Below are 13589 nucleotides of genomic sequence, written 5' to 3'. Positions count from 1 at the left end.
CAAGGGTCAGACCGGCAGCCGCTGCTCCACCGGCAGGTCGGCCACTTCCGCCCGCAGGGCGTCGATGAAGGCCTTCTCGGCGCGGTTCAGCTTGGCCTGCGGGTTCCACATGAGATGGATGTCGACCGGCGCCACGCCGCCATAGGGCGGCAGTTCCCACAGCTCGCCGTCGGCCACGTCGCGGGCGGCGATGTGGTCGGGCAGGGGGCCGATGCCGAGGCCGCAGACGATCATCCGCCGCACTTCCTCCAGGTTGGCGGAGGCGCCGACGATGCGGCCGGCGAAGCCCTCGCGGGCGCGGAACACCGCCAGCGGCGACAGGGTGCCATCGATCTGGTCGGTGGTGAAGGAGACGAAATCCTCCTTCCGCAGGTCGGCGATGTCGAGGTCGCGCAGGCCGTAGAAGCGATGGGTGCGGCCGCAGTACAGGCGATAGGTCTGGTGGATCAGCACCTCGCTCTGCAGGCCGGGCACCGCCTCGCGCATCAGGCAGATGCCGAGGGTGCCGATCTTCTGCTGCAGGGCGACGTGAACGTCGGTGGAGGGGATGACGTCGATGCGGAAGGTGACCTTGGGGTGGTGTTCGTGGAACTGCTTCAGCACCCGGTCGAGCACCACCGTCTGGATGCGGCTGGTCATGAGGATGCGGACATGGCCGGAGATTTCCTCGCGGATCTCGCGCACCAGGATGCCGAAGCGGCTGATGGTGCCGTAGATGTCGACGATCTCGCGGTAGATGGTCTCTCCCGCCTCGGTCACCCGGAAGCGGCCGGGGCCGCGCTCGATCAGCTGGCGGCCGAGCTGCGCCTCCAGCCGCTTCAGCGCCAGGCTGACCGCCGGCTGGGTGAGGAACAGGCGGCCGGCGGCGGCGGTGATGCCGCCTTCCTGGACGATCACCATGAAGGTGCGCAGCAGGTTCCAGTCCAGCTGGTTGCCGAGGCGGTCGAGGTCGCGGGTCTGGGTCATGGCGGGGCGGCGGTCCGGGTTCGGGATAAGGCGAGTAAATAGGGCGGAGCAGCTTCACCCGATGCGCTGTGGCGGCGGACGCAGGGTTCTGCTCACACTGGCAACCAGGGCGCGCCGGCTGCCGCCGTCGGTGCCACCCTCAGGCGCAGCAGACCATAAATCCGGCTTATGTCGCAAATCAGAAATCCCAATTTGCGCGCTGCGGCTTTCAGGCTCCTAATGACGAAGCCGCGGTGAATGAACATGCACCAAGCCGGGCCCGCCCAGGACCCCGTCGCCGCCGGCAGGAGGTTTCACCAGGACGGACCGGCCCCGCGCGCCCGCAGGCGGCGCCCGTCGCGTTCGTCCGTAGCATGGGAGAGTGTGTCGCATGGCCTCGAAGCAGGGCAAGGTGTCGGCCGCGGAGTGGAAGACCCGCGTCGATCTGGCCGCCGCCTACCGTCTGTTCCACCTGCTCGGCATGACCGACCTGATCTACACCCACATGTCGGCGCGGGTGCCGGGGGAGGACGGGCACTTCCTCATCAACCCCTACGGCCTGATGTTCCACGAGGTCACGGCGTCCAACCTGGTGAAGGTGGACATCGACGGCAAGCTGGCCGAGGGCAGCGACGGCGAGGCCAACCCCGCCGGCTTCACCATCCACTCGGCGATCTACATGGCGCGGCCCGATGTCGGCTGTGCCGTCCACCTGCACACCACCGCCGGCATGGCCGTCAGCGCCATGGAAGAGGGGCTGATGCCCCTCAGCCAGCACGCCCTGCGCTGGTACAACCGCGTCGCCTACCACGACTATGAAGGCATCGCGCTGAACCACGAGGAACGGGTGCGGCTGGCGTCCGACCTGGGCCGCCACCACACCATGATCCTGCGCAACCACGGCATGCTCACCGTCGGCCAGGACGTGCCGGAAGCGGCGGTGCTGATGGTCGACCTGGAACAGGCCTGCAAGACCCAGATCGCCGCCCTGTCCGGCGGCCGCCCGGTGGTGACGCCGCCGGCGGCAGTCTGCGAGCACACCGCCCGCCAGTACGAAGAGGTCTACCCGCGCGCCGGGGTGCTGGAATGGGCACCGCTGCTGCGCTGGGTGGAACAGCAGGACGGCGCCGGCTTCCGCGACTAGCGGCAGGCTGCGCGCCGCCGGCGCGGATCGGATCGGATCGAGGAACCAGTTGCCCCCGCAGGTTCGCGGCGGGGGACGGCGGCCTGTTGCCCGCGGCCGGTGGCTTCCGGGCGGCCGTCTTGCCAAACCACAAACAGCGACAACAGGGAAGGTCAGTGAAGTCATGAGCAACCGACTTGCATTCCTGCGGCGCATGGCCGCTTCGGGGGCCGTCGCGGCGGCCCTGCTGGCGCCCTTCGCCGCCGCCACCACGGTGCTGCCGACGGCCGCCATGGCGCAGGAACAGCCGCAGAGCGGCGGCACCCTCAACGTCATCGTCCAGCCGGAGCCGCCGATCCTGGTGCTCGGCCTCAACCAGCAGGGCCCGACCCAGACGGTGGCCGGCAAGATCTATGAAGGCCTGCTCACCTACGCCCATGACCTGACCCCCATGCCGTCGCTGGCGGAAAGCTGGGAAGTGTCGGAAGACGGCCTGACCTATACCTTCAAGCTGCGCCAGAACGTCACCTGGCACGACGGCCAGCCGTTCACCGCCAAGGACGTGGTGTTCACCACCACCAAGTTCCTGCCCGAGACGCACCCGCGTGCCCGCGGCAACTTCAGCCACGTGGAGAAGGTGGAGGCGCCCGACGACCACACCGTCGTCTTCACCCTGAAGCAGCCGTTCCCGGCTTTCCTGAAGGCGTTCGAGGTGTCGTCGGCGCCGATGATGCCGGCCCACATCTACGACGGCACCGACTACAAGCAGAACCCCCAGAACGCCACGCCCATCGGCACCGGCCCGTTCAAGTTCGGCGAGTGGATCAAGGGCAGCCACATCAAGCTGGTAAAGAACGAGAACTACTACCAGGAGGGCAAGCCCTATCTGGACGCCATCTTCTTCCGCGTCATCCCCGATGCCGCCAGCCGCGCCCTGGCGCTGGAGACCGGGCAGGCCGACATCAGCCAGTTCAACGACATCGAGCCCTTCGACGTGCCGCGCCTGAAGGCGCTGCCGCACCTGGAACTGACCACCAAGGGCTACGAATTCGTCGCCCCGCTGTCGTGGATCGAGATCAACCACCGCGTCGCGCCGTTCGACGACAAGCGCTTCCGTCAGGCGCTGTCCTACGCCATCGACCGCAAGTTCATCCGCGACAAGGTGTGGTTCAGCCTCGGCCGCGTCGCCACCGGGCCGGTGAACTCGGTCACCGCCGGGTTCGAGCCGGACAAGACCCACTACCCCTTCGACCCGGCCAAGGCCGAGGCGCTGCTGGATGAAATGGGCCTGAAGCCGGGCGCCGGCGGCGTGCGGGCGGAAATCACCCTCACCCCCATGCCCTACGGCGAGACCTGGGCCCGCCTTGGCGAGTACCTGCGCCAGGCCTGGGGCAAGGTCGGCGTCAAGGTGAACCTGGAAAGCTCCGACGTCGCCGGCTGGGTGCAGAAGGTGTCCAACTGGGATTATCAGGCCACCACCAACTTCGTCTACCAGTACGGCGATCCGTCGCTGGGCGTGGCGCGCACCTACATCTCCGACAACATCCGCCAGGGCGTGATGTTCTCCAACACCATGGGCTACAGCAATCCGCGGGTGGATGAACTGTTCGCCGCCGCCGCCGTCGAGAACGATCCCGCCAAGCGGCAGGAACAGTTCAGCGAGGTGCAGCGCATCCTCACCGACGAACTGCCGGTGATCTGGCTGCTGGAGATGGAGTTCCCGACCTTCGTGAACAAGCGCGTCCACAACGCCGTCACCACCGCCATCGGCACGACGGAGAACTTCGCCGACGTGTGGGTCGACAAGAAGTGACGCGGTCGCTCCCCCTCCCTGCCTGACCGCGCATCCTGTGGGGCGGCGCCGACGCCGCCGGCCACGCGCCGCCCCGCAGTCCTTTCATCCATGTCTTTCCCAGCGAAGAGGGCTGAACGGCCATGGCCGGCATCGCATCGTTCCTGGGAAGGCGGCTGTTCAAGGCCGTCTTCATCCTGCTCGCCATCGTGGTGATCAATTTCCTGCTGGTGCGCGCCGCGCCCGGCGACCCGGCCATGGTGATGGCCGGCGAAGCCGGTGCCGCCGACGAGCAGTACGTCCAGCAGCTGCGCGAGCAGTTCGGCCTCGACCGGCCGCTGCATGTCCAGCTCGGCATCTACGTGCGCGACGTGGCCATGGGCGATCTCGGCTATTCCTACCGCCAGCAGCGGCCGGTGTGGGATCTGATCGCCGACCGCCTGCCGGCGACGCTCATCCTCACCGGCACCGCGTTTGCCCTGGCGCTGGCCGCCGGCATCGCGCTCGGCACCCTGGCGGCGATGAACGTCGGCCGCTGGTCGGACAGCGCCATCACCGTGCTGGCGCTGGTCAGCTACGCCACCCCCATCTTCTGGGTCGGCCTCATGCTGATCCTGCTGTTCTCGGTCCAGCTCGGCTGGCTGCCGGCCTTCGGCTACGAGAGCATCGGCGCCGGCTACACCGGCTTCGAGCGGGTGCTCGACATCGCCCGCCACATGGTGCTGCCGGTGGTGACGCTCGGCCTGTTCTACATGGCGGTCTATGCCCGCCTGACCCGCGCCTCCATCCTGGAGGTGCGCGACATGGACTTCGTGAAGACGGCCCGCGCCAAGGGCCTCGGCGAGACGCGCATCGTGCTCAAGCATGTGCTGCGCAACGCCATCCTGCCGGTCATCACCTTCGCCGGCATCCAGGCCGGGCATCTGGTCGGCGGGTCCATCCTCATCGAGACGGTGTTCGCCTGGCCGGGCATCGGGCGGCTGGCCTTCGATGCGGTGCTGCAGCGCGACTACCAGGTGCTGCTCGGCATCTTCTTCGTCACCTCGGTGTTGGTGATCGTCTTCAACATCCTGACCGACCTCGTCTATTCGCTGGTCGACCCGCGCATCGAGGTGGCCTGACATGACCCGCGACTTCTGGAAGGCCTTCGCCCGCAACCGCGGCGCCGTCATCGGTCTCGGCATCCTGGCGCTGGTGGTGCTGTGCGCCCTGCTGGCCGATTTCATCTATCCCGCCAGTCCGTGGGAGATGACCGCCATGCCGTTCCAGCCGCCGGGGTCGGAGGATGCGCTGCTCGGCTCCGACACCCTCGGCCGCGACATCGCCGCCGGCATCGTCCACGGCGCCCGCGTGTCGCTGCTGATCGGGCTCACCTCCACCGCCGTGGCGCTGCTGATCGGCGTCACCCTGGGCGCCGTCGCCGGCTTCCACGGCGGCCGGGTGGACGATGCCATCATGCGCTTCACCGAACTGTTCCAGACCATCCCCAACTTCGTGCTGGCGGTGGTGCTGGTGGCCATCTTCACGCCCACCATCGCCAACATCGTCATCGCCATCGCCATCGTCAGCTGGCCGCCGCTGGCCCGCCTGGCCCGCGGCGAGTTCATGGCCCTGCGGTCGCGGGAGTTCGTGCAGGCGGCGGTGACCACCGGCCAGGGCACCGGCACCATCATCTTCCGCCACATCCTGCCGAACAGCCTGTCGCCGATCATCGTCTCGGCCTCGCTGATGGTGGCGACGGCGATCCTGCTGGAAAGCTCCCTCAGCTTCCTCGGCCTTGGCGATCCCAACGTCATGAGCTGGGGCTACATGATCGGCGCCGCCCGCACGGTGATCCGGCAGGCGTGGTGGATGAGCTTCTTCCCCGGCATCGCCATCCTGCTGACGGTACTGGCCCTCAACCTGGTGGGCGAGGGGCTCAACGACGCGCTCAACCCGAAACTGGCCCGCAAGGGGAAGGCATGATGACCCGCACCGACAGCGATACGGACATCCTGCTCGACGTCCGCGACCTCACCGTCGCCCTGCCGCAGGGGGCGGACCGGCCCAACGCGGTGGAAGGCATCTCGCTGACCATCCGCAAGAACGAGATCCTGTGCGTGGTCGGCGAGTCCGGCTCCGGCAAGTCGATGACCGCCCATGCCGTCATGGGCCTGCTGCCGAAGCCGCATGTGCGGGTGACGGGCGGGCAGGCGCTCTATCGCGGCCGCGACATCCTGACCATGAGCGAGCGGGAGCAGCGCGCCCTGCGCGGCGGCCGCATCGCCATGATCTTCCAGGAGCCGATGACCGCCCTCAATCCGCTGATGACCGTCGGCGACCAGATCGAGGAAAGCCTGAAGGCCCATTCCGACATGGATGCCGCCGCCCGCCGCGCCCGCGTCGTGCAGCTGCTGGCCGACGTCGGCCTGCCGGACCCGGAACACCTGCGCCGCAGCTATCCGTTCCGCCTGTCGGGCGGTCAGCGCCAGCGGGTGATGATCGCCATGGCCCTGGCGCTGGAACCCGACATCCTGATCGCCGACGAGCCGACCACGGCGCTGGACGTGACGACCCAGAAGCAGATCCTCGACCTCATCCGCAAGCTGCAGGCGGAGAAGGAGATGGGCGTCATGTTCATCACCCACGATTTCGGCGTGGTGGCGGAAATCGCCACTTCCGTCGCCGTCATGCAGCACGGCCGCTGCGTCGAGATCGGGCCGGCGGCGCAGATGCTGAACGCGCCGCAGCACCCCTATACCCGCCACCTGATCGCCGCCGTGCCCCATTACATCGAGCACCGCGACGACTTCCTGAAAAGCGGCGAGGCGCTGCTGCAGGCGGAAAAGGTGCGCAAGGTCTTCCGCCTGGGCGGCGGCTTCCTGCGCAAGGGGCGGGAGATCATCGCCGGCGACGACATCACCCTGACCATCCACCCCGGCGAGACGGTGGGCGTGGTGGGCGAGAGCGGGTCGGGCAAGTCCACCCTCGGGCGCTGCATCGTCGGGCTGCACAAGGCCGACGGCGGCCGCATCCTCTACGGCGGGCAAGACCTGGTGAGCCTCAGCCGCAAGCAGTTCCGGCCGGTCCGCAAGGACATCCAGATGATCTTCCAGGACCCCTATGCGTCGCTCAACCCGCGCCACAAGGTGGGGGAGATCATCGCCCAGGGGCCGGTCGCCTTCGGCACCTCCCACGCCAAGGCCATGGAACGGGCGCGCGAGCTGCTGCGGCTGGTGGGTCTGCCGGCCAACGCGGTCGACCGCTACCCGCACGAGTTCTCCGGCGGCCAGCGCCAGCGCATTTCCATCGCCCGCGCCCTGGCGCTGGAGCCCAAGCTGATCATCGCCGACGAGCCGGTGTCGGCGCTTGACGTGTCGGTGCAGACCCAGGTGCTGGAGCTGCTGGACGACATCCGCCACCGCCTCGGCCTCGCCATGCTGTTCATCACCCACGACCTGCGGGTGGCGGCGCAGGTGTGTGACACCATCGCGGTGATGCAGAAGGGCCGCGTGGTGGAGATGAACACCGCCCGCGAGGTTTTCCAGAACCCGCAGCACCCCTACACCCGCACCCTGCTCGACGCCATTCCTGGCAAGGGCTGGGAAATCCCCGAAGACCTGCGCCACCTGCGCCGGGATCAGGCCGCCGCCGCGCTGGCAGCCGGCGGCGGCGGCAGCAGTGGCCGGGGGGCGGTGGCATGAGCGGCGCCCCCTCCGTCGCCATCGTCGGGGCCGGTGCCATCGGCTGTCTGCTGGCGGCACGGCTGACCGGCGCCACCCCGGCCGCCGTCACCCTGGTCGCCCGCAGCGGCACCGCCGAGGTCATCCGCCGCGACGGCATCACCATGGCGACGCCGCTCGGCCGGGTCAGCCGGGTGCCGGTGACGGTCACCGACGATGCCCTGTCGGCCGGGGCGCAGGACATCGTGTTCCTGTGCGTCAAGGCCCATGCGCTGTCGGGCGTGCTGGATACCCTGTCGAGCCTGATGGGGCCGCAGACCGTCGTCGTGCCCATGATCAACGGCATTCCCTGGTGGTACCCGCTCGGCCAGCCGGAGCCGCTGGGATCGTACCGCCTGCGCTCGGTGGACCCCGATGGCCTGCTGTGGCGGGCCATCCCGCCGGACCGGGTGGTCGGTTCCGCCACCTGGGTGTCGGTGGAGGGGGAGGGGCCGGGGCGCATCCGTCACGTCGACGACCAGCGCTTCATCTTCGGCGACCCGCTCGGCCGTCGCACGGCGGCGGTGGAGGCGGTGGTGGAACTGTTCGCCCAGGCCGGGTTCCAGGCCCGCGGCAGCCTCGACATCCGCGGCGACATCTGGGTCAAGCTGTGGGGCAATCTCGCCTTCAACCCCATGAGCGCGCTGACCGGCGCCACCATGGGCCAGCTGTGCGCCGACCCCGGCACCCGGGCGGTGGCGCGGGCGCTGATGGAGGAGGCGCGGGCGGTGGGCGAGCGGCTGGGCGTGCACTTCACCACCGACATCGACGCCCGCCTGGCCTCGGCCCAGTCGGTGGGCGACTACCGCACTAGCATGTTGCAGGACATGGACGCCGGCCGCCGGCTGGAGACCGACGCCATCGTCCGCTCGGTGGCGGAGCTGGGGGCGCTGGTGGGGGTGCCGACGCCGATCATCGACACCATCGCCGCCCTCACCGACATGCGGGCGCAGCGGCGGGGTGATGCCACGGCGGCCAAGGCGGCCTGACCACCCCGACAAGAAACGCAGAGGAAGGAAACCACATCCATGTCCGCCACCTCTCCCATCAACGGCGCCCGCCTGTGGGACAGCCTGATGCAGATGGCCGCCATCGGCGCCACCGACAAGGGCGGCAGCCGCCGCCTGGCCGCCACCGACGAGGATGCCGCCGGCCGCGCCCTGTTCCGCCGCTGGGCCGAAGAGGCCGGCTGCCGCGTGATCACCGACGGCATCGGCAACCTGTTCGTCCGCCGCGAGGGCAGCAACCCCGACCTGCCGCCGGTGGTCATGGGCAGCCACCTCGACACCCAGCCGACCGGTGGCCGCTTCGATGGCGTCTATGGCGTGCTGGCGGGGCTGGAGGTATTGCGCACCCTGGCCGACGGCGGCATCGAGACGGAGCGCGCCGTCGAGGTCGCCGTGTGGCTGAACGAGGAAGGCGCCCGCTTCTCGCCGCCCATGATGGGCTCCGGGGTGTGGGCCGGGGTGTTCGGCGCCGAGGAAATCCTGGACAAGATCGGCCAGGACGGCGCCCGCCTGGGGAACGAGCTGGACCGCCTCGGCTGGCGCGGCGCGGCGGAGGCCGATCACCGCCGGCGGCCCTTCGCCGCCTACTTCGAGGCCCATATCGAGCAGGGGCCGATCCTGGAGCACGAGGGCATGGAGGTGGGCGTCGTCACCGGCGCCCAGGGGCAGCGGTGGTATGAAGTCACCATCACCGGCCAGGAGGCTCACGCCGGCCCGACGCCCATGCGGCTGCGCAAGGATGCCCTGGTGGGGGCGGCGCGGGTGGTGGATCTGGTCAACCGCATCGGCATGGAGGGCGGCGAGGAAGCCTGCGCCACCGTCGGCATCCTGGATGTCCATCCCCACTCCCGCAACGTCATCCCCGGCCGGGTGTTCCTGACCGTCGACCTGCGCCATCCCGAAAACGCCACCCTGGAGCGGTTCTGCCGCCGGTTCACCGACGAGGCGCGGGCCATCTGCGACGGGCTCGGCCTGGCGGTGGAGATCAGCGAGTTCTGGCATTTCCCCTCCACCCCCTTCGACGCCACCCTGGTCGGCCGGGTGCGGGCGGCGGCGGAGAACCACGGCTTCCGTCACCGCGACATCGTTTCGGGCGCCGGCCACGATGCTGTCTACGTCGCCCGCGTCTGCCCCACCGCCATGGTGTTCATCCCCTGCGAGGACGGCATCAGCCACAACGAGGCGGAAAACATCCGCCCCGAGGATGCCGCCCGCGGCTGCGCCGTGCTGTTCGACGCCGTGCTGGCCACCGCCCGGGCGGGCTGAGCCGCCTGCTCCCCCCGTCCTGCCCCCAGGAGACCCCGATGCTGTGTTTTCACCACCCGGATACCGCCCTGCACCGGCCGCCGCAGTTCCTGGTGCGCGGCCAGCCGAAGCCCGTGCCGGAGAAGCCGGAGCGGGTGCAGGCGGTGCTTGAGGCGCTGACGGCGCGCGGCGACCGGCTGGAGGTGGCGCCCGATGCCGGTCCGGCCCCCCGCGCGGCGGTGCATTCGCCGGAATACCTCGCTTTCCTGGAAACCGCCCATGCCCGCTGGACGGCCATGCCGGACTCGTCCTCCGCCGTCATCCCGCACGTCCATCGCGGGCCGGACATGCTGTCTTACCCCACCAGCATCATCGGTCAGGCCGGCTATCACATGAGCGACACCTCCTGCCCCATTGCCGAAGGCACCTGGGCGGCGACGCGGGCGGCGGCCGATTGCGCCGTGGCGGCAACGCGGGCGGTGGCGCGGGGCGAGGAAGCGGCGGCCTATGCCCTGTGCCGGCCGCCGGGGCACCATGCCGGTAAGGACATGGCGGGCGGCTTCTGCTACCTCAACCACGCCGCCATCGCCGCCCAGGAGGCGGCGCGGCTGGCGGCGGAGCGGGGCCTGCCGCCGCGGGTGGCGGTGTTCGACGTCGATGTCCACCACGGCAACGGCACCCAGGCCATCTTCTGGGACCGCGACGACGTGTTCTTCGCCTCCATCCACGGCGACCCCAACAGCTTCTACCCCTTCATGGCCGGCTACGGCCACGAGCGCGGCGCCGGCCGGGGCGAGGGCTTCACCCTCAACCTGCCGCTGCCCCAGGGCACCACGGAAGACGCCTTCCTGGCGGCGGTGGAGCAGGCGCTGGGCGCCATCGGCCGGTTCGCGCCGACGGTAATGGTGCTGTCGCTCGGCTTCGACACGTTCAAGGATGACCCGCTGGCCTTCTTCGGCGTCACCACCCCGGGCTTCGAGCGCCTCGGCCGCCTGATCGGCGGCGCCGCCCTGCCGACCGTGCTGATCCAGGAAGGCGGCTATGCCGTCGACCATCTGGCGGCCAACCTGACCAGCTTCCTGACGGGCTTCGAGGCGACCCATCGCCTGTCCGAACCCGCCGCCGCCTGAGTTCCCGGAGGATCATCCGCATGTGCGCAGCAGACAACGACCCGGTCGCCGGCAAGGCGACGCCGGTGCAGCACCTGGAAAACGGCCGCACCCGCGTCACCGAATGGCGCTTCGCCCCCGGCGACGAGACCGGATTTCATACGCATGAGTACGATTACGTGATCGTGCCGGTGACCGCCAGCCGCATGCGCCTGGAGCACCCGGACGGCAGCGTCACCTATGCCGACCTGGAGCCGGGCCGCAGCTATTTCCGCCCCGCCGGCACCGCCCACAACGTGGTGAACGAGGGCATCGGCGACCTGATCTTCGTCGAGGTGGAGTTCCTGGAACCGGCCGCCGCCGCCGGGGCCTGACCGTCATGACCACCGCCCGCGCCGTGCCGGCCGCCCCTGCCGCCGCCCCCACCGCCGTGCCCGCCGACGGCGGCGGCACCGCCTTCAAGATCGCGCTGGTGCTGTGCATCAGCCTGTTCTGGGGCGGCAACTGGCCGGCGGTGAAGACCGTGCTGTTCGAGCTGCCGCCGCTCACCCTGCGGGCCATCGGCTTCGCCACCGGCGGCATCGTGCTGCTCGGCTGGGCGGTGGTGAAGGGGCTGCGGCTGCGGGTGCCGGCGGCGGAAGTGCCGTGGCTGCTGGTGACCGGCATCCTCAACATCCTGGTCTTCAACCTGTGCACCGCCTTCGCGCAGCTGGTGATGCCGACCTCGCGCGCCGCCATCATCGCCTTCACCATGCCGGTATGGGCGACCCTGCTCGCCCTGCCGCTGCTGGGGGAACGGCCGGGGGCGCGGCAGGTGGCCGGGCTGGCGCTCGGCATGGCGGGGCTGCTGGTGCTGCTGGGGCCGGAGGCGGTCAACGGCCAGGGCGGGCCGCTGCTCGGCCCGGCGCTGATGCTGACGGCGGCGGTGTCGTGGGCGCTCGGCACCGTGCTGATGAAGCGGCGCGGCCAGTGGGTCGGCCACGTCATCGTCGTCACCGGCTGGCAGTATGCCGTCGCCGCCGCCCCCCTGGTGCTGCTGGCCGCTGCCTTCGAGACGCCGCCGCCGCCGTCCGACTGGCACCTGCCGACGTGGCTGGCGCTCGGCTACCACCTGGTGTTCTCCATCTGCATCGCGCAGATGCTGTGGTTCGTCATCGTCAAGCGGCTGACCGTCGGTCAGGCGGCGGTGGCGACGCTGCTGGTGCCGGTGGTGGGCGTCGCCGGGTCCGTCATCATCCTGGGCGATGCGCTGACGGTGCGGCTGGTGGCGGCGCTGGCGCTGGTGGTGTCGGCGGTGGCCTGCGTGATGATCCGCCGCCGCAACCGGGCGCCCTGAGCGCCGCCGGAGTCGTCCCCCTTACTGCTCCACCTTCATCGGCACCTCGATCAGCGGCTTGCCCTCGCGCAGCCAGCGCAGGTGCATGCCGCTGCCGCCGATCTCGACATAGGAGTCGTTGGTGTTGCAGGTGCGGTCGATGCCCTCGCCGGCGTCGTTCTTGCGCCGCGGCAGGTAGGCATGCACGCCGTCCACCGTGCCGGCGTACTCCAGCCAGATGTTGCAGTCCCACGGCGCCGGACCGCGCAGCGACAGGGTGCCGGCGGTCTTGCCGATGCGCGGACCCTGGACGTCGATGACGGCGGAGACGATGCCGGCCTCGGCCCGCACCGATCCGCTCCAGCGCCCGACCAGCGGATCGGACGGACCGGCGGCGGCGGGCAGGGCGACGGCGGTGCTGCCGGCGGCGGTGGCGAACAGGACGGCGGCAAGAAGGCGCAGACGCATGGTTGGGTAATCCCCCGCAAAAGCTGTGCCTGTTCCTTATGCCGCGCCCGCTTGAGTTGTTCAACAGATCATTCCGCCGCGCTGCCGGCCGCCGCCGCCGCTTCCCTCCCGCCGCCGCAGGCGCTATGGTGCGCCGATGTTCGGTCTGCTGTCCCTGTTCGGTCGCTCGCGCGACATCCAGCGCCTCGACGACGCCCTGCGCGCCGCCGGGCTGCATCCGGCCGTCGTGCCGGAAGCGGTGAAGCTCACCGTCCTCAAGCTGCTGGCGGACGCACGGCAGGATCCCGCCGCCCTGCGCCATGCCTCCGACCTGCTGGCCCATGTCATGCTGGGGGCGGAGGATCATGCCACCGCCGTCGGCCCGGAGGCCGTCGCCGATGCCGAGCGGCGGATCGAGCAGGCGGTGGCGGCCGGCGACAGCGCCGATGCCCGTCTGATCCTGCTGTGCCTGCAGGCCGGCGTGGCGCAGCCGAGCGTGGTGCGGCGGTTCGGTCTGGAAGCGGAGTAGCAGGGGCCATGGCTGCCGACGATCTTGAACAGCGGGTCATCGACCTGGAAAGCCGCCTTGCCCATCACGAGCGGGCGGCGGAAGACCTGTCCGACGTCATCGCCGAGCAGGGGCGCATCATCGACCGCATGGCGCTGCAGATCCGCCGCCTGATCGACCGGGTGATGGAACTGGAGGCGGGCCCCGGCGGGGCGCCGCAGGACGAGCCGCCGCCGCCTCATTACTGACGTTTTCCTCTGCTCGACTCGCGGTTCATGACACGCAACGGGTGGCGCCGCGCCGACGGCCGCAACCCGCCGGCGGTGGTGCGTGTTAGGCAGTGATCGTAAGGCGCCCTCCACCGTCGGGCGCCGGTTCCGTTGCAGGAGGTTTGTTC

14 protein-coding genes are annotated in these 13589 nt (G+C 70.0%); 12 read left to right on the top strand and 2 right to left on the bottom strand.

From position 1 onward, the window contains the following. Positions 1-6 precede the first annotated feature (6 nt). Complete coding sequence (locus ABD056_RS04550) at positions 7-966, bottom strand: LysR family transcriptional regulator (RefSeq protein ID WP_343864844.1); 960 nt, start codon at positions 964-966, stop codon at positions 7-9. A gap of 370 nt (positions 967-1336) precedes the next feature. On the opposite strand from ABD056_RS04550, the gene ABD056_RS04545 reads away from it, so the two are divergent. From ABD056_RS04545 to ABD056_RS04500, 10 genes are all read left to right on the top strand, one after another. Beyond that, positions 1337-2089: a class II aldolase/adducin family protein gene (locus tag ABD056_RS04545; protein WP_343864842.1), complete on the top strand. Its 753-nt coding sequence runs from the start codon at positions 1337-1339 to the stop codon at positions 2087-2089. A 163-nt stretch (positions 2090-2252) separates the two neighbouring features. Then, positions 2253-3881 (top strand): ABC transporter substrate-binding protein, encoded by a 1629-nt coding sequence (locus ABD056_RS04540; RefSeq protein WP_343864840.1) that lies wholly within the window; start codon positions 2253-2255, stop codon positions 3879-3881. A gap of 122 nt (positions 3882-4003) precedes the next feature. Further along, complete coding sequence (locus tag ABD056_RS04535; protein ID WP_343864839.1) at positions 4004-4981, top strand: ABC transporter permease; 978 nt, start codon at positions 4004-4006, stop codon at positions 4979-4981. A 1-nt stretch (position 4982) separates the two neighbouring features. Next, positions 4983-5825, top strand: a complete 843-nt coding sequence (locus ABD056_RS04530; protein WP_343864837.1) for an ABC transporter permease — start codon at positions 4983-4985, stop codon at positions 5823-5825. Then, entirely contained in the window at positions 5822-7543 is a 1722-nt protein-coding gene (locus ABD056_RS04525; RefSeq protein ID WP_343864835.1) for an ABC transporter ATP-binding protein, read from the top strand. Before ABD056_RS04530 ends, ABD056_RS04525 begins: the two co-directional genes overlap by 4 nt. After that, positions 7540-8550 (top strand): ketopantoate reductase family protein, encoded by a 1011-nt coding sequence (locus ABD056_RS04520; RefSeq protein WP_343864833.1) that lies wholly within the window; start codon positions 7540-7542, stop codon positions 8548-8550. Before ABD056_RS04525 ends, ABD056_RS04520 begins: the two co-directional genes overlap by 4 nt. Before the next feature lie 39 nt (positions 8551-8589). After that, positions 8590-9834 (top strand): Zn-dependent hydrolase, encoded by a 1245-nt coding sequence (locus ABD056_RS04515; RefSeq protein ID WP_343864831.1) that lies wholly within the window; start codon positions 8590-8592, stop codon positions 9832-9834. A gap of 38 nt (positions 9835-9872) precedes the next feature. Next, on the top strand, positions 9873-10943 hold the full coding sequence (locus ABD056_RS04510) for a histone deacetylase family protein (protein WP_343864829.1): 1071 nt from the start codon (positions 9873-9875) through the stop codon (positions 10941-10943). 20 nt (positions 10944-10963) lie between these two features. Further along, positions 10964-11296: a cupin domain-containing protein gene (locus tag ABD056_RS04505; protein ID WP_343864828.1), complete on the top strand. Its 333-nt coding sequence runs from the start codon at positions 10964-10966 to the stop codon at positions 11294-11296. A 5-nt stretch (positions 11297-11301) separates the two neighbouring features. Continuing rightward, positions 11302-12258 (top strand): DMT family transporter, encoded by a 957-nt coding sequence (locus tag ABD056_RS04500; RefSeq protein WP_343864826.1) that lies wholly within the window; start codon positions 11302-11304, stop codon positions 12256-12258. Between the two features lie 21 nt (positions 12259-12279). On the opposite strand, the gene ABD056_RS04495 is transcribed toward ABD056_RS04500, so the two are convergent. After that, entirely contained in the window at positions 12280-12705 is a 426-nt protein-coding gene (locus ABD056_RS04495; protein ID WP_343864824.1) for a hypothetical protein, read from the bottom strand. A gap of 136 nt (positions 12706-12841) precedes the next feature. Here ABD056_RS04495 and ABD056_RS04490 point away from each other — a divergent pair, with 136 nt between their 5' ends. Both ABD056_RS04490 and ABD056_RS04485 read left to right on the top strand, forming a co-directional pair. Continuing rightward, positions 12842-13213 (top strand): hypothetical protein, encoded by a 372-nt coding sequence (locus ABD056_RS04490; RefSeq protein WP_343864822.1) that lies wholly within the window; start codon positions 12842-12844, stop codon positions 13211-13213. Between the two features lie 8 nt (positions 13214-13221). Beyond that, positions 13222-13440: a SlyX family protein gene (locus ABD056_RS04485; RefSeq protein WP_343864820.1), complete on the top strand. Its 219-nt coding sequence runs from the start codon at positions 13222-13224 to the stop codon at positions 13438-13440. Positions 13441-13589: the final 149 nt, after the last annotated feature.

The organism is Caenispirillum bisanense (assembly GCF_039523075.1).
Taxonomy (GTDB): Bacteria; Pseudomonadota; Alphaproteobacteria; order Rhodospirillales; family Rhodospirillaceae; genus Caenispirillum; species Caenispirillum bisanense.
This window is presented reverse-complemented; position numbering and strand designations above follow the sequence as displayed.

Coding starts and splice junctions, on each gene's coding strand:
- ABD056_RS04540 (WP_343864840.1), top strand. CDS start 2,253: ATGAGCAACCGACTTGCATTCCTGCGGCGCATGGCCGCTTCGGGGGCC.
- ABD056_RS04500 (WP_343864826.1), top strand. CDS start 11,302: ATGACCACCGCCCGCGCCGTGCCGGCCGCCCCTGCCGCCGCCCCCACC.
- ABD056_RS04535 (WP_343864839.1), top strand. CDS start 4,004: ATGGCCGGCATCGCATCGTTCCTGGGAAGGCGGCTGTTCAAGGCCGTC.
- ABD056_RS04545 (WP_343864842.1), top strand. CDS start 1,337: ATGGCCTCGAAGCAGGGCAAGGTGTCGGCCGCGGAGTGGAAGACCCGC.
- ABD056_RS04530 (WP_343864837.1), top strand. CDS start 4,983: ATGACCCGCGACTTCTGGAAGGCCTTCGCCCGCAACCGCGGCGCCGTC.
- ABD056_RS04485 (WP_343864820.1), top strand. CDS start 13,222: ATGGCTGCCGACGATCTTGAACAGCGGGTCATCGACCTGGAAAGCCGC.
- ABD056_RS04515 (WP_343864831.1), top strand. CDS start 8,590: ATGTCCGCCACCTCTCCCATCAACGGCGCCCGCCTGTGGGACAGCCTG.
- ABD056_RS04490 (WP_343864822.1), top strand. CDS start 12,842: ATGTTCGGTCTGCTGTCCCTGTTCGGTCGCTCGCGCGACATCCAGCGC.
- ABD056_RS04525 (WP_343864835.1), top strand. CDS start 5,822: ATGATGACCCGCACCGACAGCGATACGGACATCCTGCTCGACGTCCGC.
- ABD056_RS04505 (WP_343864828.1), top strand. CDS start 10,964: ATGTGCGCAGCAGACAACGACCCGGTCGCCGGCAAGGCGACGCCGGTG.
- ABD056_RS04520 (WP_343864833.1), top strand. CDS start 7,540: ATGAGCGGCGCCCCCTCCGTCGCCATCGTCGGGGCCGGTGCCATCGGC.
- ABD056_RS04495 (WP_343864824.1), bottom strand. CDS start 12,705: ATGCGTCTGCGCCTTCTTGCCGCCGTCCTGTTCGCCACCGCCGCCGGC.
- ABD056_RS04550 (WP_343864844.1), bottom strand. CDS start 966: ATGACCCAGACCCGCGACCTCGACCGCCTCGGCAACCAGCTGGACTGG.
- ABD056_RS04510 (WP_343864829.1), top strand. CDS start 9,873: ATGCTGTGTTTTCACCACCCGGATACCGCCCTGCACCGGCCGCCGCAG.